The 2,005-nt window shown below is 60.2% G+C and carries 1 protein-coding gene and 1 pseudogene; one reads left to right on the top strand and one right to left on the bottom strand.

The genetic code is table 11. The features are described from left to right. Nucleotides 1–97: 97 nt before the first annotated feature. A pseudogene (locus AWB81_RS42400) lies at nucleotides 98–427 on the top strand (ISNCY family transposase); the annotation flags it as partial. Between the two features lie 353 nt (nucleotides 428–780). On the opposite strand, the gene AWB81_RS42395 reads toward AWB81_RS42400, so the two are convergent. Continuing rightward, nucleotides 781–1,842 (bottom strand): IS110 family RNA-guided transposase, encoded by a 1,062-nt coding sequence (locus AWB81_RS42395; protein WP_062644507.1) that lies wholly within the window; start codon nucleotides 1,840–1,842, stop codon nucleotides 781–783. Nucleotides 1,843–2,005 lie beyond the last annotated feature (163 nt).

Raw genomic sequence — 2,005 nt, 5'->3', positions numbered from 1 at the left:
TTCTCTGACCGCGCAACACCAACTTCCATACTGATCACGTTCACCGAAACGGCTGATCACCATCGCCGAAATCCGCAATTCGAGTACGCCCGGTAAGGGCGTTACCCAATACGGACGGGCCTTGTACGAGCTCAACGTGGATACGCTATGCGCCAACAGCAGTCAAGCGAAGGGGCGCGTGGAACGGGCCAATCTGACCTTGCAGGATCGGCTTGTCAAGGAATTGCGCTTGCGCAAGATCGACACGTGGGAGACGGCGAATGCTTATGCGCCCCACTTCATCGCTGACTTCAATGGTCGTTTTGGGAAGGTGCCCAAGAGCGGCTTCGATGCCCATCGCGCGCTGCGCGAGGACGAGAATCTCGATCTGATTCTGACGCATCGTGTGTCGCGTTGCGTGTCGAATAGTTTGACGTTGCAATACGACCTATAAGGACTTTCCTTTTTTGCAAGCTCGGGGTTTATTCATCCATTCGTTTGACTCCGATGCGATCGGGCAGACATTCGGCATTCAGCGGCGAGACAGACTGCATACCTATAAGCGGCCTTGTTGAGCACTGTCATTGCGGTGCCCGGGCCAGGATAGTAACCGCGCAGCAGGACTCCATCCGGGTGACGGCGAATACATCCTATGTAGCGCCTTGTCGTACTTCGAGTTCGCCCGCTGCCGGTCTGACCTGTCGCTATCCATGCCTGTTGAATCCTTGTGTGCGGAGTCCTCTGTTGAGCTGTACAGCTGTACGCGTTATCACTTATCTATCAGAGTATGCGCCTGTGTCCTCACGGCCCCGTGGGGGGGGCCGCGCGAGTCGGCACATACGACGGATCGAAGCGCTCGCCCTTGGCGAGAATCGCCCACAGGATGCGCGCGTGCTTGTTGGCGACGGCCACCAGCGTCCGATACCAGCCCACGCGTGCCTGGAGCCCAACGATCCAGCGCGAAAGCCGGTCGGTTCGTCGTTGGGCAGCCATTACGGCCGAGCGCGCACCCTGGAACAGCAGCGTGCGCAGATATGTGTTGCCCTGTTTGGTGATGCGGCCCAGCCGGGTCTTGCCGCCGCTGCTCGCCTGTTTGGGCACCGTGCCGAGCCACGCGGCAAATTGGCGACCATTCTTGAACACGCGCGCGTCGCCGACGGTGCTCACTGCGGCCGACGCGGTGAGCGGCCCGATGCCGATGACCGCCATCACGCGCTGCGCGTTGCTGTCATGCTTCACGTGCATGGCGACCTGAGCGTCGCACCAGGCGATTTGCTGATCAAGGGCCTCCAGGTGCTCCCAGCCTCGCTCCAGCGCAGTGCGCGCAACACCGTTCAGTTCAGTGGTCCCGTCCTCCAGTGACTCGATGAAATGGGCGCGAAATGCGTCGATGCCTTGCGGCAGGAACACGCCGAATTCGACCAGCTCACCGCGCAGCCGGTTGACGAGCGCGGTACGCTCCTCGACGGAACCATTCCTGATCCGGTGCAGCAACAACACGTTTTGCTGGTCTGCCGTTTTGACGGCCACGAAGCGCATATGCGGCCGCCCCGCGGCCTCGCAGATCGCCTCGGCATCCAGCCTGTCGTTCTTCACGTGTTTGCCGCCCTTGCGGTATGGCGCGGCGAGCTGCGGCGCGATCAGGCGTACCTCGTGTCCTAGCGCGCGCAGCTTGCGCCCCCAGTAGTGGGCTGCGCTGCACGCTTCCATTGCGACTAGACACGGCTCAAGGTTGGCAAACCATTCGAGAAACTTCTGCCGTGAGATGGCTTTCCTGACCACCACGCGTTCCATGCTGTCTACGCCGTGCAACTGGATCAGGTTCTTGGCCAGATCCACGCCGGTACGAGTAATCTTTTCCATGACTTTCCCCTTCTCAGATGGGTTGCCCAGCACCAACCATCCTGGCATATCGCCATGCCACGAGGTCGGGAAAGTCCTTACTTATTCGGGTGATCTACATGCTGGACGATACGCCGCAGACACGCGCCCTCACCCATCGCTATATCGACGTGTACGAATACCC

Origin of the sequence: Caballeronia arationis (genome assembly GCF_001544975.2) — a bacterium.
GTDB classification, from domain to species: Bacteria; Pseudomonadota; Gammaproteobacteria; order Burkholderiales; family Burkholderiaceae; genus Caballeronia; species Caballeronia arationis.
Note: the sequence above shows the minus strand (reverse complement) of the source record. Positions and strands in the feature narration are given on the sequence as shown.

Coding starts and splice junctions, on each gene's coding strand:
- AWB81_RS42395 (WP_062644507.1), bottom strand. CDS start 1,842: ATGGAAAAGATTACTCGTACCGGCGTGGATCTGGCCAAGAACCTGATC.